This is a genomic window from Paenibacillus sp. EPM92 (assembly GCF_016586185.1).
In the GTDB taxonomy this organism is placed as follows: Bacteria; Bacillota; Bacilli; order Paenibacillales; family NBRC-103111; genus Paenibacillus_G; species Paenibacillus_G validus.
Genome location: NZ_BCPS01000013.1, coordinates 1 through 20,137 on the forward strand (window position 1 = coordinate 1; position 20,137 = coordinate 20,137).

17 protein-coding genes, 12 tRNA genes, 1 rRNA gene and 1 pseudogene are annotated in these 20,137 nt (G+C 54.9%); 5 read left to right on the plus strand and 26 right to left on the minus strand.

Features of this window, described 5'->3' with window-relative positions:
* Positions 1-23: 23 nt before the first annotated feature.
* The 8 genes from glmS to ppc all read right to left on the minus strand — a co-directional run bounded on the left by glmS (position 24) and on the right by ppc (position 10,725).
* A complete protein-coding gene (gene glmS, locus JMF85_RS02175; RefSeq protein ID WP_054800318.1) occupies positions 24-1,853 on the minus strand; it encodes a glutamine--fructose-6-phosphate transaminase (isomerizing) in 1,830 nt (609 codons plus the stop codon).
* A 661-nt stretch (positions 1,854-2,514) separates the two neighbouring features.
* Complete coding sequence (glmM, locus tag JMF85_RS02180) at positions 2,515-3,855, minus strand: phosphoglucosamine mutase (RefSeq protein WP_127607616.1); 1,341 nt, start codon at positions 3,853-3,855, stop codon at positions 2,515-2,517.
* A 141-nt stretch (positions 3,856-3,996) separates the two neighbouring features.
* A complete protein-coding gene (locus JMF85_RS02185; protein WP_054800319.1) occupies positions 3,997-5,265 on the minus strand; it encodes a CdaR family protein in 1,269 nt (422 codons plus the stop codon).
* Positions 5,265-6,083 (minus strand): diadenylate cyclase CdaA, encoded by an 819-nt coding sequence (gene cdaA / locus JMF85_RS02190; RefSeq protein ID WP_127607612.1) that lies wholly within the window; start codon positions 6,081-6,083, stop codon positions 5,265-5,267. Before cdaA ends, JMF85_RS02185 begins: the two co-directional genes overlap by 1 nt.
* A 134-nt stretch (positions 6,084-6,217) precedes the next feature.
* Positions 6,218-6,829: a zf-HC2 domain-containing protein gene (locus JMF85_RS02195; RefSeq protein WP_054798261.1), complete on the minus strand. Its 612-nt coding sequence runs from the start codon at positions 6,827-6,829 to the stop codon at positions 6,218-6,220.
* A gap of 80 nt (positions 6,830-6,909) precedes the next feature.
* Positions 6,910-7,467 (minus strand): RNA polymerase sigma factor SigW, encoded by a 558-nt coding sequence (gene sigW / locus JMF85_RS02200; protein WP_155615828.1) that lies wholly within the window; start codon positions 7,465-7,467, stop codon positions 6,910-6,912.
* A gap of 129 nt (positions 7,468-7,596) precedes the next feature.
* Positions 7,597-7,809 (minus strand): hypothetical protein, encoded by a 213-nt coding sequence (locus JMF85_RS27920; RefSeq protein ID WP_236595709.1) that lies wholly within the window; start codon positions 7,807-7,809, stop codon positions 7,597-7,599.
* 123 nt (positions 7,810-7,932) lie between these two features.
* The gene (ppc, locus tag JMF85_RS02205; protein WP_201317679.1) at positions 7,933-10,725 is read right to left on the minus strand and encodes a phosphoenolpyruvate carboxylase; all 2,793 of its coding nucleotides are present in this window, start codon (positions 10,723-10,725) and stop codon (positions 7,933-7,935) included.
* 337 nt (positions 10,726-11,062) lie between these two features.
* Between ppc and JMF85_RS28595 the strand changes: the two genes are divergently transcribed.
* From JMF85_RS28595 to JMF85_RS02220, 3 genes are all read left to right on the plus strand, one after another.
* On the plus strand, positions 11,063-11,164 hold the full coding sequence (locus tag JMF85_RS28595; protein WP_201317680.1) for an alpha amylase N-terminal ig-like domain-containing protein: 102 nt from the start codon (positions 11,063-11,065) through the stop codon (positions 11,162-11,164).
* Between the two features lie 148 nt (positions 11,165-11,312).
* Positions 11,313-11,708: an alpha-amylase family glycosyl hydrolase gene (locus JMF85_RS28545; RefSeq protein ID WP_201317681.1), complete on the plus strand. Its 396-nt coding sequence runs from the start codon at positions 11,313-11,315 to the stop codon at positions 11,706-11,708.
* A gap of 321 nt (positions 11,709-12,029) precedes the next feature.
* Entirely contained in the window at positions 12,030-12,230 is a 201-nt protein-coding gene (locus tag JMF85_RS02220) for a polysaccharide deacetylase family protein (RefSeq protein WP_201317682.1), read from the plus strand.
* Between the two features lie 305 nt (positions 12,231-12,535).
* Here JMF85_RS02220 and JMF85_RS02225 read toward each other — a convergent pair whose 3' ends face one another.
* From JMF85_RS02225 to solA, 5 genes are all read right to left on the minus strand, one after another.
* Positions 12,536-13,723 carry an acyl-CoA dehydrogenase family protein gene (locus JMF85_RS02225; RefSeq protein WP_201317683.1) on the minus strand — a complete coding sequence of 396 codons (1,188 nt, stop codon included), beginning with the start codon at positions 13,721-13,723 and terminating at the stop codon, positions 12,536-12,538.
* Entirely contained in the window at positions 13,720-14,514 is a 795-nt protein-coding gene (locus JMF85_RS02230) for an ATP-binding cassette domain-containing protein (protein WP_201317684.1), read from the minus strand. The genes JMF85_RS02225 and JMF85_RS02230 overlap by 4 nt, the downstream gene beginning before the upstream one ends.
* Positions 14,515-14,533: 19 nt before the next feature.
* Positions 14,534-15,334, minus strand: a complete 801-nt coding sequence (locus tag JMF85_RS02235) for an ABC transporter permease subunit (RefSeq protein ID WP_201317685.1) — start codon at positions 15,332-15,334, stop codon at positions 14,534-14,536.
* A 69-nt stretch (positions 15,335-15,403) separates the two neighbouring features.
* On the minus strand, positions 15,404-16,486 hold the full coding sequence (locus JMF85_RS02240; RefSeq protein WP_141334071.1) for a sulfonate ABC transporter substrate-binding protein: 1,083 nt from the start codon (positions 16,484-16,486) through the stop codon (positions 15,404-15,406).
* A 16-nt stretch (positions 16,487-16,502) separates the two neighbouring features.
* The gene (gene solA, locus JMF85_RS02245) at positions 16,503-17,660 is read right to left on the minus strand and encodes an N-methyl-L-tryptophan oxidase (RefSeq protein ID WP_196427007.1); all 1,158 of its coding nucleotides are present in this window, start codon (positions 17,658-17,660) and stop codon (positions 16,503-16,505) included.
* A 131-nt stretch (positions 17,661-17,791) separates the two neighbouring features.
* On the opposite strand from solA, the gene JMF85_RS02250 reads away from it, so the two are divergent.
* Positions 17,792-18,175 (plus strand): winged helix-turn-helix transcriptional regulator, encoded by a 384-nt coding sequence (locus JMF85_RS02250; RefSeq protein ID WP_155615827.1) that lies wholly within the window; start codon positions 17,792-17,794, stop codon positions 18,173-18,175.
* A gap of 50 nt (positions 18,176-18,225) precedes the next feature.
* Positions 18,226-18,730: pseudogene (locus JMF85_RS02255) on the plus strand (glutamine amidotransferase-related protein); the annotation flags it as partial.
* Positions 18,731-18,833: 103 nt separating this feature from the next.
* Here JMF85_RS02255 and JMF85_RS02260 read toward each other — a convergent pair.
* The 13 genes from JMF85_RS02260 to rrf all read right to left on the minus strand — a co-directional run bounded on the left by JMF85_RS02260 (position 18,834) and on the right by rrf (position 20,020).
* Positions 18,834-18,907: transfer RNA gene (locus tag JMF85_RS02260), tRNA-Gly, on the minus strand.
* Between the two features lie 28 nt (positions 18,908-18,935).
* Positions 18,936-19,012, minus strand: a tRNA-Pro gene (locus JMF85_RS02265).
* Between the two features lie 25 nt (positions 19,013-19,037).
* Positions 19,038-19,114: transfer RNA gene (locus JMF85_RS02270), tRNA-Arg, on the minus strand.
* Between the two features lie 20 nt (positions 19,115-19,134).
* A tRNA-Gly gene (locus JMF85_RS02275) sits at positions 19,135-19,209 on the minus strand.
* A 7-nt stretch (positions 19,210-19,216) separates the two neighbouring features.
* Positions 19,217-19,299 (minus strand) — tRNA-Leu (locus JMF85_RS02280).
* A 14-nt stretch (positions 19,300-19,313) separates the two neighbouring features.
* Positions 19,314-19,389 (minus strand) — tRNA-Lys (locus tag JMF85_RS02285).
* 5 nt (positions 19,390-19,394) lie between these two features.
* Positions 19,395-19,469, minus strand: a tRNA-Gln gene (locus tag JMF85_RS02290).
* A 13-nt stretch (positions 19,470-19,482) separates the two neighbouring features.
* Positions 19,483-19,558 (minus strand) — tRNA-Thr (locus tag JMF85_RS02295).
* A 1-nt stretch (position 19,559) separates the two neighbouring features.
* Positions 19,560-19,635 (minus strand) — tRNA-Val (locus JMF85_RS02300).
* A gap of 4 nt (positions 19,636-19,639) precedes the next feature.
* A tRNA-Glu gene (locus tag JMF85_RS02305) sits at positions 19,640-19,714 on the minus strand.
* Between the two features lie 3 nt (positions 19,715-19,717).
* Positions 19,718-19,793, minus strand: a tRNA-Thr gene (locus JMF85_RS02310).
* Position 19,794: 1 nt separating this feature from the next.
* Positions 19,795-19,870: transfer RNA gene (locus JMF85_RS02315), tRNA-Asn, on the minus strand.
* A gap of 33 nt (positions 19,871-19,903) precedes the next feature.
* Positions 19,904-20,020, minus strand: a 5S ribosomal RNA gene (gene rrf / locus JMF85_RS02320).
* Positions 20,021-20,137: the final 117 nt, after the last annotated feature.

Below are 20,137 nucleotides of genomic sequence, written 5' to 3' on the forward strand. Positions count from 1 at the left end.
AGGGGCTGTGCCCCCTCTTCTCTTTACTCTACCGTTACACTCTTCGCCAAGTTACGCGGTTTATCCACATCATGGCCCAGCGCCAAGGACGCATAGTAGCTAAGCAGCTGCAGCGGCACAACAGTCAGCGCCGGTGCAAGCAGCGGGTGCGTTTGCGGAATCGCGAATACTTCGTCAACGGCTTTCGCCAGCTCGGTATCGCCTTCCATGTGGATGCCAAACACTTGAGCGCCGCGCGCTTTCACTTCCTTGATGTTGCTCACCGTTTTCTCAAACAGCGCGTCTTGCGTCGCTAAGGCGATAACCGGGATGCCTTCCTCGATCAGTGCGAGCGTACCGTGCTTCAATTCGCCGGCGGCATAAGCCTCCGAGTGAATGTATGAAATCTCTTTCAGCTTCAACGAGCCTTCCAACGCTACCGCATAATCGAGGCCGCGGCCGATGAAGAACAAGCTGTGATGCGTCGAAATCTGCTCGGCTACTTCCTTGATCGCCTCGGATTGCTCCAGGATGCGCTCAACCTTCTCCGGAAGCTCCTGCAGTCCGCGGAGCACTTCCTCGATATAAGTCGCTTCTGCTGTTCCGAGCGTTTGAGCCAAGTATAGGCCGAACAAATAGAACCCGATCAATTGGGACGTATAAGCCTTGGTAGAAGCTACGGCGATCTCCGGACCGGCCCACGTAACAATCACATCGTCCGCCTCGCGCGCGACGGAGCTGCCCACTACGTTCGTGATGGCGACAACCCGAGCGCCGCAGCGCTTCGCTTCACGAAGGGCTGCCAGTGTATCGGCCGTCTCACCGGACTGACTTACAACGATCACAAGCGTTTCCGGCGTAATGATCGGGGAGCGGTAGCGATACTCCGAAGCAACATCGGTTTCTACCGGAATGCGCGCCAAGTGTTCAATGACGGACTTCCCAACCAAGCCTGCATGATACGCCGTGCCGCAAGCTACAATGTGCACTTGACGAATCGAACGAATTTGTTCCGGGGTCATCCCAATCTCCGGGAGTACAACCTTCGATGCGGCCGCATCGATCCGGGCTCCCATCGTATCGCGGTACGCCTTAGGCTGCTCGTAAATTTCTTTCAACATAAAGTGATCAAAACCGGCCTTTTCCGCCGTAACAATATCCCAATCGACATGAAATAATTCCCGGGAAATAAAATTGCCTTCCAACGTCATCAACGTAACGTCGTCTTTTGTCAGAAGAGCCATTTCCCCGTCGTTTAGAATATACACGTTGCGCGTGTATTCGAGGATGGCCGGGATGTCGGAACCGATGAAGTTCTCGCCTTCGCCCACACCGATAATCAACGGGCTGGACAAACGAACAGCGACCAATTTATCCGGCTCGTATTCGGTCAGCACGCCCAGTGCAAAAGCGCCTCTCATGCGCGTTACGGCCTTTTGCACCGCTTTAACGATATCGCCTTCGTACAAGCTCGCGATCAGGTGGGAAATAACCTCTGTGTCCGTTTCCGATACGAACACATGGCCTTTTGCCGTCAGTTCTTCTTTCAATTGCATATAATTTTCAATAATGCCGTTGTGTACGACCGAGAACTTGGACGAATTGTCCGTATGCGGATGCGAGTTCACATCCGACGGTTTGCCGTGCGTCGCCCAGCGGGTATGCCCGATGCCGATGTTGCCTTCGAGCGGCGCTTCATCGAGCTTCGATTCCAAATTGGCCAAGCGCCCCTTGGATTTCTTGATTTGCAGTCCGTCCTTCGTATAAACCGCCACACCAGCGGAGTCGTAACCGCGATATTCCAGTTTTTTCAAACCGTCAATCAATATATTCTGGGAATTCCGTTTACCTACATAACCAACAATACCGCACATATGTCGTGATCCTCCTAATTTAGAAAAGCTCTATCGCCTTTCTTCGAAAGATGCACATACGTTTCCCACGGAAGCTTCAACTTCGTGCAGAAATAAAGCTTCATCCGCGCCCTTACAGCGCACAATATTCAGTTTTCAGCACGATCCAAAAAGCTTCCCGGCTCGGCTCTCTCGAAGATGGCGTCCCATGGAAAGAAGCTTTTCTTTCGTTTTCGATTTGTCGTTGATCCCGCCGAACATTTGTCTGTCCGGTCACCCGGACGATTTGTAGTTCGACTTACGGTTCGGATCGCACACCGGAAGGTCCCCGCCGAATGTTTCGAACACCTTCACCTCGTCAACTGGCCGAATTCATCTGTCTTCCACCCGCTCCGCGTTGTCTGGGAAATAAGAGAAGTCCTCCTGACGGATGACTTAAGACCGATTCACAGGCAAGCTGAAAGCTGCTTCATTCCGCTCCAGTTCTGGCGCTTTATAGGGTTCCTGCCTCTGCCCACCTTTCTGTTTAGAATAAGACATAATCACATCTTATTCATTTTGACCGTAAAGTGCAACAAGTAATTTTCATTATGTTTTCAAAACACCGTCGCTTATGCAAAAATCCCCGGATGCCTGCATGAATCAGCCCCCGGGGACCTCATGTTCGCTTGTTTGCCCTGCGTTATACCAGTTCGCGCTCGATCACGTCGGCAATTTGCTGCACGTACGCCTCGACCAGCTCTTTGTCCGGCCCTTCGGCCATGACGCGAATTAACGATTCCGTACCGGAAGGCCTGACGAGCACGCGGCCGTTGTCGCCAAGCTGCTCTTCCACTTTGGCGATCTCCGCTGCTACAGCGGCATTGTCCTTGAGCTTGCTCTTGTCGCCGACACGCACGTTCACGAGCTTCTGCGGATATTTACGCATAATCTGTTTCAGCTCGCTGAGCGGTTTGCCTGCTTGCACGAGCGTGTCCACCAGCTGAAGCGCCGTTAGAATGCCGTCTCCGGTCGTGTTATAGTCGAGGAAAATGACGTGACCCGACTGCTCGCCGCCAAGATTGTACCCGCCTTTACGCATTTCCTCCATGACGTAGCGGTCGCCGACGGCCGTCTTCGCCGCTTTCATGCCAACCGCTTCAATTCCTTTAAAAAAGCCGATGTTGCTCATCACCGTGGTGACGATGGTTTGCTCCTTCAGCTTACCGGCTTGGTTCAACGCATGCCCGCAAATGCTAAGGATGAAGTCGCCGTCAACCTCGTCGCCCTTCTCGTCAATAGCGATTAAGCGATCGGCATCGCCGTCAAAGGCAAGCCCGATATGCGCCTTCTGCTCCACGACGATGCGCTGCAGCGCTTCCGGATGCGTCGATCCGCAGTTATCGTTGATGTTGCGTCCGTTCGGCTGCGCCCCTACCGTGATGACTTCCGCGCCCAGTGCCTCGAACACTTTCGGCGCCAGCTCGTAAGCCGCGCCGTGTGCGCAATCGAGCGCCACACGAATGCCTTGGAAGGATGAACGAACCGTGGATTGGATATACTCCAAATAAGCAAACTTCGCTTCCGGATTGTCGGTCACCGTACCGATATCGCCTCCGGTTGGACGAGGAAGCTCGTCGAGCTCGGCATCCATCAGACGCTCGATTTCCAGCTCCGTCTCGTCAGACAGCTTGAAGCCGTCCGCGCCGAAAAACTTAATCCCGTTGTCTTCAACCGGGTTATGGCTGGCGGAGATCATCACACCTGCATCAGCCTTCAAAGCCCGCGTCAAATAAGCTACGCCCGGAGTCGAAATAACGCCTAAGCGGATCACATTCGCCCCGATGGACAGCAATCCTGCTACGAGCGAGGCCTCCAGCATAGGACCCGAAATACGCGTATCCAAGCCAATGACCACATTCGGCTTCTCCACTTGACCGGCCAGTACATACCCGCCGCAGCGGCCAATCTTGTAGGCAAGCTCCGGCGTCAGTTCCTGATTCGCTACGCCGCGCACGCCGTCCGTTCCAAAATATTTCCCCATTTGTTGTCCTCTCCCCCAAGCCAATACCTACTGTCAATACACTATTCTCATTATCTCTGATTCGTTACGGAGGGTCAAATTTCGACGCCGAGCCAGAATCATCCAAGCTCCTGTCGAAGCCCGTTGTTAATGGGCCGGCGGCTACGGCGCGGCAGGTGTCGCCGCAGCCGGGTTGACCGCTTCTGCTTTCGCACTGATTTCGACCGTTGCCTTGAAGTCCTGCGTCGGCCCCTTCTTCACGAAGGTCGGCAAGTTCCAAGTGACCGATACTTCATGCTTGCCCGGCGGCAAGTTGCTCACATCGAGAATGGCCTGCACATCCTGCGGCTTCAGCTTCTCGATGATCGAGGGCGCGCCTTCCACCGTCAAGTTGAGCTGACCTGACTCCGGCAGCACGACCTTCGTATTGAAGCCGTCATTCTGCCCGACGAACGATAACGGTATGGCCTCCAACGTTTTCGTCACCGACGGCACAATGCTCACATTGACTGTTACTTTATCCGGATCCAGCTGCTTCACGTCATTGCGCAGCGGAATCGTCAGCGTGAATTCCTCGTCCGCTTTCAAGTTCGTCAAGTCCACCTGCGGTCCTTCGTAAAACTCCATCCGATCCAGCACATTCTGCGCCCCGTAAACCGTTACCTTGTCGGTGCTTTGCCGTACCGAGGCTACACCAAACCCGCGCGGGGGCTCGCCGACCAGCTTGATCTGCAGCGGCACCAGCGTGAACGGACTCGTAATCGGCACTTCGACGTCCACGACTGCGGGACTGATCGTCGCCGTTTCGATGACATTGCCGTCTTTATCGAATGCCTGCAGCGTGGCATGTTTCGTTACGGCCGATGTCGCCTTCTCCACGTTCACATCAGCGCGAACCGAGTCCACTTTGTCATAGATGCGGCTCGGCACGGATACCGTCACCTGCTTCGGCTTCACAACCGGCTGCCCCGCTTTCAGGCCGACGCCCGGGATCCCCGTGACGTTAATCGTAACCGGCATCGATTTGTTCCCCTTCTCATCGATCACGACTCTCACCGTAGCCGGGGTTACTTTCACCGTCACATTCGAAGGAAAGCCAACCGGTGTCAAGGGCAGCACATGCTCCCCTTTCCCTACCTTCGTCAGATCAAGCTCGACGGAGAAATTGCCGGTATTCATCACTTTCTTCAATACAGACTCACGCCCGGATAACGTGACCGTCACTTGGGGCGGATCGATCGATTCGACAAAGAACGTACTGTTGTCGTATTTCGGGGTCACCGAGACGTTCCCGATTTGCTGTTCGACGATCTCGAGACCGGTCGATCCCGTAACCGAGCCCCCGTCCATCCGGACGACCGCCCAGAGCAGAATGCCGATTGCCAGCGCCACAATTTTGATGACATTCGTATTGCGAAGCCACTGATCCATTAGTTTCGCCGCCTCCATTTCCACATGGAGCTTATCGCGCTCTTTTCCTTCGTCTTTGCCTTAGGCTTCAATTCCTCGAACATTTTCGATAACAAGGCATCTTCCTTAATATCCCGCAAAATGTGCCCGTTCATCGTCACCGATACTTGTCCCGTTTCCTCCGAGACGATAATACACATCGCATCCGATACCTCACCCATCCCGATTGCCGCCCGGTGACGGGTCCCAAGCTCCTTGCTGATGAACGGATTCTCCGACAACGGCAAATAACAGCCGGCCGCCATCAACTGATGCCTGCGTATAATAACCGCACCGTCGTGCAGCGGCGTGTTCGGGATGAAAATGTTAATCAGCAGCTCCGAGCTGATGTGCGATTCGATCGCAATCCCCGACTCGATGTAATCGTTAAGCCCCGTCTCCCGCTCGAACACGATAAGCGCTCCGATTTTCCGCCGCGCCATGTAATCGATCGCTTTCAGCACCTCGTTAATCTTCCGGTTGACGTCCTGGTCTTCTTCCGGCGTCGACCGGCTGAACAGCTTGCCGCGCCCGAGCTGCTCGAGCGCGCGCCGAAGCTCGGGCTGGAAGATGATGATCACGCCGACGAGACCGAACGTGAACATCTGGTTCATCACCCACTGCAGCGTGTTCAATTTGAACCATGAGCTGAACGCCCACGTTACGACAACGACCAGAATCCCTTTCAACAACTGAATGGCCCTTGTTCCCCGTACGACCAGAATCAGTTTGTAGATCACATAACTCACAATTAATATATCAACGATATCTAAAATACGGATGTCCGTAATCCAATCCATCGCGTTAGCCCCCAAACCGTACCGCAGATGTTTGTCTCTCTAAGCGTGCTTCTTTATAATACCATATTTGCAACAAAAAACCCTCCCCTCTCTACAAGAGAACCGGGAGGATTACAGGAATGGGGTCGCATCATCTATTTAACGTCCGAGACTTGCGCAAGCCAGGCGTTCATTTTGTACCAAGCCCAACTGAATACTTCGTCGATTTGTTTGATCTGACCGGAGATGTGTGCGGTGGAAGCATAATTCACCGAACCGTCGATCACAACCACATTGCCTTTCACATCGCCGTCCACTTGCAATTTCCCGTTCTCCACCGTCAAATCGCCGGCCACTATACTGCCTGCCGGTACGTAAACCGTGTCCCCTTTGATGACAACCGATTGCAGATCCGGTCCTTTCACCGCCAGCACTTGATCGTCATTCCACGTCGATAGGAAGGACGAAAGCATCACCATGGCGAAGACCGCGGCAACCGACGCCGCCGGATGCTTGCGAATAAAGCGGTATAACGCATTGTGTCGTTTGACCGGGGGCAGCGCCCGCATAATCTTCTCGGTCAAATCGTCAGGTACGCTGGGCGGGGTCCAGGCGTGGACCAGCGCTTCCATCTTTTCGTACTCCTGCAGACGCGCCCGGCAATCCGCACATCCAAGCAAATGCTCCTTCAACTGCGAGGACTGAGCAGCGCTCAAGCCTCCGTCCAAGTATTCGTGCAACAAAGGGAGGGCTTCCTTGCAATCCATCTTGAGCCACTCCTTTCTTCTGTGTCCCTAATCCGTCGTGTAATACCATACGCAGCAGCAACGAAGTCGTTTCAAAAAAACTAAATCAGCGTTTCCAATTTTTTTCGCAAGTATTCCCGGCCCCGATGCAGTCTTGTCTTAATCGTCGTAACCGGCATCGACAGTGCCTCGCTGATCTCCTGTAGCGACAAATCCTGCAAGTACCGCAGCACGACGACCGCCTTATATTTCTCCGGCAGCGTATCGATCGAATCGCGAATTTGCGCCTGCGTCTCCGATAGCTCCACATGCTGGTCCGGCGTTTGATCGTTGCTCGCCAGCGTGGAATACCAGTCGTTGCCTTCTCCGTCGTTCATCTCTGCATCCAGCGAGTAAGTGATCTTCCTCTTGCGGAGCCTGTCAATGCACAGATTGGTGCCGATCCGGTAAATCCAGGTGGAGAACTTCTGCTGATCGTCATACCGCTCTAAATTTGTATACACGCGCAAAAACGTCTCCTGCACGATTTCCTCCGCTTCATGGCGGTTGTGCAGCATCCGGTATGCGAGATGATAAATTTTATCTTTATACAGCTCCACCAATTCGGCGAAAGCCGCTCGATCCCCGCCTCGGGCGAGCTTGGCGAGCCGGGTGTCCATATGATTCACCGATCTACCTCCACTCCGAACGTTGCCTCGTCTGAGCTCCAGGTCCGTTCAGATTGTTCAGGACGACGCCGTTCTTTCCGCGTTCACTATTCCTGTCAATATGCACAGCATACCAAACCACTATACGCCCTGTACAGTCTCATGCAAAAGAAAATACACCGACACGGCCGCAGCTGCCGCCGCCGCGGGCCTGTTCACCAAAAGCCACACTTCCGACATAATCATCAATACGGCGGTCAGGTAGCTAAGTTTCAGCCGGCGACGGATAACGATCGCGCCTATCGCACCGTCATCCAAATACATGGAAATAGCAGCACGTCGCCGTCGACGCATCAAGCTTCGTCAAAGCGGTCTATACTATATGGTACACAGCATAGAAAGGCCGGGTGGCATGATGGAATCAAGCTCCCGGCCCTGTCGTATGTTATTTCAAAATGACGGGAGATCCTCCGTCGATCAACCCGTATTCCGCAAGCCGGCCGCAATGCCGTTAATAGTCAGCAGCACCTCGCGCAGCAGGAGCGGATCGTCTTCGCCGCCGTCCTCGCGCGTTGCGCGAAGCTCCGACAACAAGTCGACCTGCATGTAAGAGAGCGGGTCTACATAAGGATTACGAAGGCGAATCGACTCTTGGATAACCGGCACGTTATCGAGAATTTCCTGTTGTCCGGTAATTTGCAGGATCAAATCAGAGGTTCGCCGGTACTCCTCCTCGATCAGCTCATATATACGCTTCGCGACCTGCTGGTCCTTGATCATGCTGCCGTATTCCTTGGCAATCAACAGGTCCGCTTTCGCTAAAGCCATCTGCAAGTTGTCGATTAAGCCGCGGAAGAACGACCAGTTGTTATACATATCCTGCATGGTAGCCAAGTGTTCCGGCTTTTCCTGATAGTAGCTGTATAATCCGGTGCCGGCCGCATACCAGGCTGGCAGCAAATAACGGCACTGCGTCCATGCGAACACCCATGGGATCGCGCGTAAGTCTTCGAAACGATCGCTGTTCTTCCGTTTCGAAGGACGGGAACCGATGTTCAGCTCGCCGATCTCCGGCAGCGGCGTCGATTCCTTGAAGAACGACATGAAATCCGCATCGCGGAAAATCAAATCCTGATACTTCTGCTGCGCCTTCTCCGAGATCCCCCGCATAATGGATTCATACCGCTCCTCCGAAGCGTCTTGCTGCGGATTGCGGGCCCACAGCGCGCTCGTAATGAGCGCCGAGGTTGCCTGCTCCAAGCTGCGGTAGGCGATGCCTTTAATCGAATAACGGGACGAGAGCACTTCGCCCTGCTCCGTAATTTTGATCCCGCCGCCGACCGTGTCCGCCGGCTGGGCCAGGATGCTGCGGTTCAGCGGCATGCCGCCGCGACCGAGCGCTCCCCCGCGGCCGTGGAAGAACTTCAGCTTCACGTCGTATTTCTTCGCTGCGGCCGTGATGCTGCGGAGCGCTACGCGCAGCTCCCAGTTAGCGGTAATAACGCCGCCGTCCTTATTGCTGTCGGAATAGCCGAGCATAATTTCCTGCAGGTTGTTCCTGCTTGCCAGGCTTTTACGATACGCCGGAATTTGATACAGCGTGGACATAATGTCCGGCGCGGCATGCAGGTCGTCGATCGTCTCGAATAACGGTACGGACTGCAGCGTGCAGGTGACGGACCCGTCCGCTTCGTGCAGGTACAATCCCGCTTCTTTGGCGAACACCAGAACTTCAAGCAAATCGCTCGAGCCTTGGGTCATACTGATCAAGTAGCTGGAAATACAAGCACGGCCGAATTCGGCTTGCGCCTTCTGAATGACACGGTACACGTCCAGACACTCTTGCGTCGACTCGCTGTATTTGATATACGGCGATGTAATCGGCCGCGGCTCGTTCAACAGCGCTGTCAGCAGCTCGATCTTTTCCTGCTCCGACAGCGCGGCATAGTTCGGACAGATGCTCATGCCGGCTAAAATTTCCGTCATCGCCGACTCGTGCTCCTTGCTGTGCTGGCGCACGTCAAGAGTGGCCAGATGGAAGCCGAACAGCTCCACTTGGCGAATCAGTTTCTGTACATATGCATCGGCGATGAAATCTGCATAGTGATTGCGCAAGCTGCGCTCAATCACTTGCAAATCGGCCATAAATTGATCCGGATTCGTATATTTTTTCTTGTCCGCTATATTGGGGTTTCCGCTGTTGCGAATTTTCTCGATCATGAACCGCACCTTGATGCGGTAAGGCTCTTTCTCATTGCGCCAGCCTTCGTCGTTCGACAAATCTACCGTTTTACGGTCCTGCTCGATCGAGTCGAGAAGCTCATCGGTCACTTCGACGATATTTTTGCTGAAGCTCATATGGGCCATCAGCTTTCGCAGCTCTTCCTCATATTTCTCGAGCGCCAGCTTGCGGTGCATGGTTAGGGTTTGCCACGTAATATCCGACGTCACGGAAGGATTGCCGTCCCGATCTCCGCCGATCCAGGAACCGAACTTGAGGAAGGTCGGCACGTGCCACGATTCCTCCGGATAATATTTCAACAGGCAGCGCTCCAACTCCTGATACACCTGCGGGAGCACGTCGAACAACGTCTCGTCAAAATAATAAAGTCCGTTGTTCACCTCGTCAATGACGGTCGGTTTGCGATCGCGCAATTCATCGGTCTGCCAGAGGGTGATGACTTCACCGAGCAACTGCTCGCGAAGCTGCTCCCGTTCACGGAATGTGAGATTCGGATTATCGAGCTCCTCCACGTCTTTGGCGATGCGTTGGTGAATGTCGAGCACGGCCCGTCTCGTCGCCTCCGTCGGATGCGCAGTCATCACCAGCTCGAGCGAAATGCCGGAGATCATCTCTTGCACTTCCGGGGCGGAGATGTTCAAGCTTTTCAACTCGCGCACGACGTCCTCGATCGACCCCGGCTGCACATTCTCGCCGGCGGTACGCTCATAATCGCGCTTACGGCGAATGCGGTGATTTTGCTCCGCTATATTGATTAATTGGAAATAAATCGCGAAGGCCCGAATCACCTGGTGGCGAATTTCCGGAGCCAGTCCGCTCACCGTTTCCTTTAATTCCTTGTACATTTCCGGCGTGTATTGGGCACGCAGAGCTTTACTCATCTCTCTGATTTTCTCTACGATGGTAAACAGCGTATTACCGCCCTGATGCACAAGCACCTCGCCCAAAATATGCCCCAAAAACCTTACGTCTCGGCGCAGCAAATTGTTGGACGTGTTTTTGTTGATAATTGCAGTTGAGTCCGACATGGTTTTCCTCCATCCTAAACAAGCAAGTCATAACCTCTATTTTAACACAACCCTGGACAAGCATGTAGTCCATTTATGCGCTAAAGCGAAAAAAACATCTTATTCCGATTCGGATTACCCGCACTCCCAAATTATTCGTTCTCCGATGATGACTTTGGAATGCTTACGGTCTTCAAGTTGCTTGGATAGGGTTACTTTCATGTTTTACCCATTCTCCCTGTTTATAACCACCGATCTTCGGTTTCATAAGTCCGTAGTGATTTCATATACGATGAACGCAGGGGGCTGCTATGCTGCGGGAATGTCTGTATCACGCGACTCGCAATAATTTGGGGTTATGCGTTATGACGAGGAAACCGTCCACCTCCGGCTGCGGACGAAGCGCGGCGATGTCGAGGAAGCAGTGCTTATCGCGGGGGACAAGTCGAGTGGGATTTGACTTACATCGAGCAGAACATGACGCTCATCGCTTTTAAACGATTTTCCTACGGGTATCGGGTAAGTGCGGCCGATGAAACGGCATGGCTCGTGGAAACCGGTGTTCATGGCGAGCAGCCTGTCCCGTCTGGAGGCTATTATGACTTTCCGTGCCTAAATTAAACACGGTTCACCCGGAGGTCAAAGACTACTTGCTGGAAGGCGCTGATTATTGGATTCGCGAGGTCGGCATCGACGGCTGGCGTCTTGCTGTGGCCAACGAGATTGACCACCGGTTTTGGCGGGAATTTCGCATGAGGGTCAAGGATGCAAAGCCGGACGCGTTCATTGTCGGAGATGTGTGGAGCAATGGCTCGAGATGGCTTGGCGGCGATCAGTTCGACTCGGTGATAAACTATCCTTTCCGTTCTATAGCAATTGCGTTTCTCTCCGGATCCGGGATGGACGGACAATTGTTCGCCGGCAGCATTAACGCCAGGAAATTTGACTTTCAAGTCCTGAGTCTGCATATCAAAGCGGATAAGCCTGAATATTATAGCACCTAAGTATTTTATGCCAATTATAATTTGGTATATTAACTTTGCGTTTTCGGCAGCATGGAGGCAAACGTATCAGGAGTGGCCTCTAATGAAGCTGAGTGAAGCAAGCAAACGAAAGGGGATTTCGCAATCAAAGCATGGTCGGGAGATCCATGTTTCCTTGAAGCACTACCCAAACCTTGAATATGGGACACCTAATCCGACCGTGACAATAGCCCTCCATATATGCGAGATTCTTAAAGTGGACCTTCGAACGATTGACGAGTGGAACGACCGTAGACAACCGTCTTGACGGGCTGGTATTATCCCCTCGAAGAAGACTGGAATGTGGACAGCGGTGATGCGCTGCGCAAAAACGCCCGCGCGGCGGATATCGTAAAGGAAGCGACTCCCGCGAAGCTTCCACGGACGCCGCACGTGCTGCTGCATGGCGGAGAGAACAGAGAGCAGACGGTAGCGGCGCTTCCCGAGATTATCCGTTACTACAAGGCTCGGACTACCGTTTCGCGAAGCTTGACGCGGACGTAGAGCCGGTGCAGTTCCGCTGTAGCCCCGGATCACTCGCAGTCCGGCCGATGACGGAGGAGCGGTTCGCTGGTCTGCTTTCGGAGGCGCGACAGGTCGCAGCGGCAAGGGAAGTCGGTACAGAGGTTCCTCTGATATCGGACGACTTGGAGACAGAGGGGCCACCGCCTGCGGCTGGAGCGGCCAACGACCGGCTCCAAGGGCTCCTGTGGGTCCAGTCGGCGGTCGTGCTCGCGACGCCGGTTATCGTCGGGCTGTCTTCCTATACTGGATATCGCTCGCGATGAATATAGCCGGCTTCCCGCAGGTCATCGCCATTCCGTTTCTTCCGCTTCCCTAACGGCCCGTTTCCCGAGCTGGACAATCACCAAGTCCTCCATCGGAGGGTTGTGAAGGCCGAACCGTACGTCGCGGTATAAACGCTGCAGCGGATGAGATTGTGCAAGCCCGTGAGCGCCGACGATCCGCATCGCCTTGTCAACGACGGACTGCGCCGTCTGCAACGCGAACGCTTTGACCGCTGCCAGCTCCGGAATAAGCGTAGACGCCTCCGGTCTTCCCCGCAGCTCGTCCCAACGGGCGGCTATCGCGTATAAATAATGACGGCTCACGGATAGCTCCAAGTCAATCTGGCCCAACTGCTGCTCGACATTCGGCGCGTATAGAATAGCGTGCGGCAGCGAGTTCGGTTGATAGGCCTTGGCGAACTTCAGCGCTTCCTTGCGAGCGGCCAGCGCGATCCCCAAGTAACAAGCCGGGATGTGCAGCAGATACGGACTGGGAGACTGATGGTAAGCTTTCTTCGCTGTATAGACCAGCGCATCCTCCGGAACGGTCACATCTTCCAGGACGAGATCATGACTGGCAGTGCCCCGCATCCCGACCATCCGCCAAGTCGGATCGATTGACAGCCCAGCCGTTTCGCGCGGTACGAGGAATTCTGTCTCCGAATCGTCCAGCACAGCCGTTACGATAAAATAGTCGAGCACCGGCGACAGCGTCGTAAACGTCTTGCGGCCGTTCAACCGGTAAGCGCCGTCTGGCAGACGCTCCGCCGTCGTACGAGGCTTGCCGCCCCGTGCCGGACTGCCTGAATCCGCTTCGGTAGCAGCCCGGTTGACGAGCGCTCCGCGCTCGACCACGTCGCGGCACAGAGCGGCGTAGACTTCATCGTTCCAGGGGCGCTTCTCGTTGAGATCGAATATGACTCCAAGATGCCAGCCCATGCCCAGCGCGATCGCCGCATCGCCTTGTGCTAGGCGCTCCTGCAGAAGCACGAACTCGTACAAGGAGATATCGAGTCCGCCCCATTCGGAAGGAACAGTGTAAGCCGGGAAACCAGCCTTGCGCAGCGCATCGATGTGCGGGTAAGCGAAGCTGTTGCTCTCATCAGCTGCCTGGGCCCCTTCGATGAACGTATCGGCCAGTTCGCCGATCAGCGAGAACCGCTCCTCTTGCTCCGAAGTTCGTATAAACATCCGTTCTAGTCCACTCATATGACGTCAGCTCCAGTCGATTCGGTTGTGATTCTCATGATGCGATCCAACACCTTTTTCTCTAATTGGCTGAACACCGGATCCGCGGTCGTCCTTGGACGGGGCAGCGGATTCGCCAGATCCAGCGCGACCGCTCCGTCTTCGATCAGAATGATGCGATCCGCGAGCTTGATCGCTTCCGTCACGTCATGCGTGACGAGCAGCGTCGTGAACCGCTGCTCCTGCCACAGCCGCTCGATCAAGTGCTGCATATCCAGTCGGGTTAGCGCATCAAGCGCGCCCAGAGGTTCGTCGAGCAGCAGCAGACGGGGGTTGCGGATAAGCGCCCGGGCGAGGGCCACCCGCTGCTTCTGGCCGCCCGACAGAACGGAGGGCCACTCCTCGGCGCGGCCTTCCAGACCGACTTGCCGGAGCCGCGCTTCCGCCCGCTTCCGCCAATCTCCCCTCAAGCCGATGCCGACGTTGTCGATCACCTTTTTCCACGGAAGCAGTCTCGCCTCCTGGAACATAACCGTCGTGCCCGGCGATATTCCCGACAACGGCTTGCCATCGATGAACGCCTGACCCTCCATTTGCCGCTCCAAACCGGCGATGAGCCGCAGCAGCGTGCTCTTGCCGCTTCCGCTGCGTCCGATGATAGCGGCGAACTGTCCGGGCTCCAGTGAGAGATCCAGCCCGCGAAGCACTGCGGTGTCGTTAAAAACCTTGCCCAATTGCCGCAGCTCAATCTTCGCGCCCGACTTGCCTCGAGGCGCTTCCTCCGGGTAGACCGCTTCAGCTGAGATAGCCATATGCATCCCTCTTCCTTGGTTAGGGTTGATAAGCTGCATTCCAGCGCAGCAAACGTCGTTCGAGCAGCTTGGCCGCCAGATCGGCCACCTTGCCGAACAGCGCATATAGAATAATGCTGAGGATGATGATGTCGGCTTGCATGAATTCACGGGCATTCATGGCCAGGTAGCCGATGCCTTCATTCGTGGCGATCGTCTCGGCGACGATCAAGGTCAGCCACATGACGCCAAGCGCATAGCGCAATCCGACGAAGATCGAAGGCAGCGCGCCCGGCAGAAGGATGTGGAGGAAAATCTCCCAGGGCTTCAGTCCGTAGACATTGCCCATCTCGATATAATCGCCGCCAACGCTCCGGATGCCGTGATATGTATTGACGTAAACCGGGAACAGAACGCCGATCGCGACAAGAAATACTCTCGACGTTTCGCCGATCCCGATCCAGATGATGACGAGCGGAACGAGGGCCAGATGGGGGATGTTCCGAATCATCTGGATCGTCGTATCGAACAGCCTGTACGACGTCTTAAAGATCGCGTTGACAACACCGAGCATGAAGCCGAGACCGCCGCCGATCAGCAAGCCGACCAGCGCCCTTTGCAGGCTGATGCCCATGTGATGCGACAACTGCCCCGAGGATAGCAGCTTCCAGCCGGCCTCGGCGATCGTCAGCGGCGACGGAAACAGCTTGGCAGATACGAATTGAAGCGAAGAAACAATTTGCCAAGCGATGACGATCAGGACCGGAACCAGCCAGGGGAGCATCACGTCCACCGCTATACGTCGGTAGTCCGGGCGATTTTGTCGCGAGTTCGGTTTCATGCAGATCCCTTCTTTCCGTTTACCGCATCGGTAAGTTTAAGTTCGGAATTAACCCTGATAGTAGTTTTCTTACTTGCTTACATTCGGCTTCCACGGCACGTCTACGGGCATCAGCTTGCTGACATCCAATTTTTCCGGAATCAGACCGATGCGGTGGAACGCGTCCGCCAGCTGCTGCTGGGGCGCGATGGTATCCCGCGTGATCGCTTCGACGCCGAACGTACGCCGTCCGACCGCGGTGCGGATCGCCTGCTCGTCGATGCCGAGCTCCTGCGTCAGCAGCTTGACAACTTCCTCTTTGTTACCGTTCGCCCACTTGTCGGAGACATCGGTTTCCTCGAGGATCATCTTGACCAGACCCGGGTACTTGCTTGTGAACTCACTGGTCGAATAGTAGAAGGTGCGGTTGGGCGAATAATCCGCGCCGTCGGTTAGCGTGACCGGCTTCAAGTCGTTTTGCACGGTGGCGAAGAAAGGATCCCAGGAACCCAAGGCATCAACCTGCTTCGTCTCGAATACGGCGCGTCCTTCGGAAGCGTCTTTGACGTACACATATTGGACGTCGTTGGCCTTCAAGCCGACTCTTTCCAGCGCCAGCACCGTCAGGTAGTGGTGGTTGCCCCCCTTGATGACAGCGACCTTCTTGCCCTTCAGATCCGTGATCGTTTGGATCGGCGAATCCTTGAGCACCATGATGCCCATACCTTCCGGGTTCGGCAGATCATTGCCCACGTAGACGAAGGTCTTGCCGCCCGCCTGAGCAAATACGCCTGAGCCGTCCGCCGCGTTGCCGTAGTCGATTTGGCCGGCAGCGAGAGCCTCCATGACGTTATTGCCGCCGGGGAAGACGTTCCATTCGACGGAAATGCCAAGATCTTTGAGCCGCTTATCGAGATTTCCGTGCGCTTTGAGGATGTTCAGCGTATTGCCTTTCTGATAGCCAATCCGGATGACCTTCGGATAGTTACTCGCCGGGGCGGATGCGCTTGGTGCGGTCGAAGCCGCAGGGGCTGTAGAAGCTGCCGATTGCGTATTCTTATCTCCTCCGCTTCCGCAGCCCGTCAGAGCGGTTACCAGCAGCAGGGCGGCGCCGGCAAGCAGCGAGGAAAAGCGGGATTTTTTCGAAAATCGCCATTGCGATAAAAAGTCCATCGTGAATACACGCTCCTTATGAATGTAATGAGAAAGCTTGCCAATCCAACTCCGGGCTCGTCTCGCCGGACGCGAGTGTCGTGCCCAACGCTTCGCCGATCGCGCTGGCGAACTTGAAGCCGTGGCCCGAGCCGCCTCCGGCAAACCACAAGCCTGATCTCCCGGGGACTTCCCCGATCAGAAAACGTTCCCCAGGCGATCGCTCATACAAGCAGACCTGCCCGCTGCGCAAACGGCGGACGTCCGGGAGAAAACGATTCAGAGCGTAGCGCAGCTCTGATTCATCCTCGGCGTAAGCGCCGAAAGCCGGCAGCGGATTTCCATATACCGCCGTTACGCCACCGTCGTGGCGTCCGATCTTCAGACCACCGCCGTCCAGGTCGGGGAATCCGAAATACTCCTCATCCCCGCCATTATTGATAATAAATGCGGGCAGTTGCCCGCTTCCGTACTGTTCGCGGGGAGCTTCGAACCAACCGACCGCTTTGCGAATCGGCGTTACTGCCTCCAGTTGCGGAAGCAGTCTGCCGATCCAGGCTCCTCCGCTTGCCAATACCCGCTTGGCGTAATAATCTCCGCCCGTCGTCCGGATGACATAGCCATCCGGCGTCGCTTCAATCGACAGCGCCTCTGTATAGGGGAGCAGCCTCGCGCCATGCCGAAGTGCCAACTCGCGGTAGACGCGAAGGATGCGCTCGCTGTGCAGTACGCCGGCATTCGGCTCATAGAGAGCTTCCATCGAATCGGGAACGAACAGACCTGGCCACTCTTCTCTTGCTTCTGCCGCGGTCAGCCGCCGGTGCGCGATGCCGAATTCGATGCAGCTCTCAAGCTTGCTTCGGATGAAGCGGGAGCTGATCGGACCGATACTGACGACTCCCGTACATTCGAACAACGGCCCCGAACTGAAATCCTGCTCCGTACGCAGGCTTGCATAGTCCTGCTCCAATTCATGCCAGAGAGCGTTAGCCCGCAGAGCCAGACGGACGTACGCGGCGCCCATCGTATAAGCCGCCCGGAATATCCGGGTTCCGCCATGGTGGCTGCCGAGGGTATGAGGCGGGTCGCCTGAGTCGATCATCAGAACGCGCGCACCCGCCTTGGCTGCGTAATATCCTGCGCTCATGCCGAACGATCCGGCCCCCGCCACGATCACGTCATAATCGGCATGCATGTTCATTCACCTCCGAGATGCCTCTTTACAGTTCTGATATTTAAAATTATAATTCCTATGTGAACACTTGGAAATAGCGCACTTTCTCGAAACCTGGTTTCCAAATAGATACCGATTTAGGAGGGGACGGCATGAGCTTGCCCAAAAAAACGTTCTTATGCGAAAAGGAATTGACGATATCGGTTATCAGCGGCAAATGGAAGCCAATGATTCTCTGGTACCTGGGTCAACAGGAAACAAGGCGGTTCTGCGAGCTGAAGAAGATGCTTCTGCCCGTCACGCAAAAAATATTAACGAACCAGCTACGGGAGCTGGAGGAAGACCTGCTGATTCACCGCGAAGTGTATCCGGTGTATCCAGCGAAAGTCGAGTATTCTCTCACCGAACACGGCAAATCGATTATCCCTATATTGGAAATGATGAAAAAGTGGGGCGACAACTACAAGCAGTCTGTCGTCGGCTACGAGGTGGAGATCAAGGACCCGAACTGGGAGCAGATTGCCGAGCAGTCTTAATCTCCGCCGATCTTGACGCTTTTTTCGCATTTGGATATTTAGGGAGGGTTATTGGCGGCCCGTACAACCAAATTGACCGGGTGCCGGATCCTTGACCTCGGCGTTCTACAGCGAGCTGCTGCCTTATTCGACGTCGGTGGACAAGCACGCGAGTTTGAACCCAGGGTATCGTCTTCCCCGGCTGTCCATCGAGCGTCAACGGCGAGGACTCGCCGAAGGTCGATCCGGGTGTTTACGAGCTGGGCGTGCCGTTGCTCGATATCTGCTGCGGCATGCAGCTGATGTCGTACCAACTGGACGGTAAGGTCGAGTGTGCGGACAAGCGCGGGTACGGAAGAGCGGAAGGCGATTTCAAGCCGCACAGACGGCAGACGTGTATCTTTATTGACCACGGCCTGCTGCGCAATGGTGAAGCGGAAGGCGTCATGGAGACGTCTGTTTATCGGGGAGATCGATATGAAGGTCGTCAAGATCGTGCGCGACCGGTTGCTCGGCAAGCTTGCCGGCGTGTCCGATCCGGAGAACAAGCGCAAAATTACGGGCCACGAGTTCGTCTCCAACGTTTAAAATCCACTGATTTTATCCTCAAAGAAAGTTTGGCTCCCTGGAAAAACAAAAAAAACCTTCATCATACAAAGGTTTTTGGCGCTTAAAAGTATGGAGCGGGTGATGGGAATCGAACCCACGCTACCAGCTTGGAAGGCTGGAGTTCTACCATTGAACTACACCCGCATATTGCTTCAACATTGAAGTTAAAAAATGGTCGGGACGACACGATTTGAACATGCGACCCCCTGGTCCCAAACCAGGTGCTCTACCAAGCTGAGCTACGTCCCGTTGTAATAATCCTATGAATTGAAAATGGCGTGCCCTGAGAGATTCGAACTCCCGACCTTTTGATTCGTAGTCAAACGCTCTATCCGGCTGAGCTAAGGGCACATATACATGAGTGAAAAAAATGGAGCGGAAGACGGGATTCGAACCCGCGACCCTCGCCTTGGCAAGGCGATGCTCTACCCCTGAGCCACTTCCGCAACAATATGGTGCGCGTAGAGGGACTTGAACCCCCACGGTCTCCCGCCAGATCCTAAGTCTGGTGCGTCTGCCAATTCCGCCATACGCGCATGCGTGATCTTAATGGTGAGCCATGTAGGACTCGAACCTACGACACCCTGATTAAAAGTCAGGTGCTCTACCAACTGAGCTAATGGCTCACGCATGGCTGGGGATCTAGGATTCGAACCTAGGCATGACGGAGTCAAAGTCCGTTGCCTTACCGCTTGGCTAATCCCCATTGTGATAAAAGCTGGTGCCGCCGAGAGGACTTGAACCCCCAACCTACTGATTACAAGTCAGTTGCTCTACCAATTGAGCTACAGCGGCATGGTGGAGGCTGACGGGATCGAACCGCCGACCCTCTGCTTGTAAGGCAGATGCTCTCCCAGCTGAGCTAAGCCTCCATGATGGTGACCCGTAGGGGATTCGAACCCCTGTTACCTCCGTGAAAGGGAGGTGTCTTAACCCCTTGACCAACGGGCCTCGTGGAGCTTCCAACCGGGATCGAACCGGTGACCTCATCCTTACCATGGATGCACTCTACCTACTGAGCTATGGAAGCATGGCTCCCCGAACAGGACTCGAACCTGTGACAACTCGATTAACAGTCGAGTGCTCTACCAACTGAGCTATCAGGGAACGTTACGAATGATAATAAATTTACTTGCATCCGCTTGGCGACGTTCTACTCTCCCAGGACCCTGCGGTCCAAGTACCATCGACGCTGGAAGGCTTAACGTTCGTGTTCGGGATGGGTACGCGTGGTTCCCTTCCGCCATCATCACCAAACGGATGTTGATGCTTCTGCCGCGAAACATCAGATCTTGCCATTCAAGGCGGCTTGCACCTTGAAAACTGGATACGAAACTCAGCATGCTGAATGCTTTGACTTCACCAAAGTGAAAG